Here is a 254-nt window from a genome sequence, read left to right on the forward strand (position 1 = left end):
TCTCTTCTCACCTACCTGTGTCGGTTTACGGTACGGGCACCTTCATCTGGCTAGAGGCTTTTCTTGGCAGTCTGAGATCATGACCTTCGCTACTGTAATTTTCACTCCCCATCACAGCCCAGCCTTAACGATGTGCGGATTTGCCTACACATCAGCCTCACTGCTTGGACAGACATCCATCAGTCTGCGTCACTACCCTACTGCGTCCCCCCATCGCTCGTAACGATTTACGGTGGTACAGGAATTTCGACCTG

The 254-nt window shown here is 52.0% G+C and carries 1 rRNA gene; it reads right to left on the reverse strand.

Features of this window, described 5'->3' with window-relative positions:
• A 23S ribosomal RNA gene (locus KJS58_RS25255) occupies positions 1–254 on the reverse strand; the annotation flags it as partial.

It is taken from the genome of Paenibacillus sp. J45TS6, assembly GCF_018403285.1.
Classification (GTDB): domain Bacteria; phylum Bacillota; class Bacilli; order Paenibacillales; family Paenibacillaceae; genus Paenibacillus.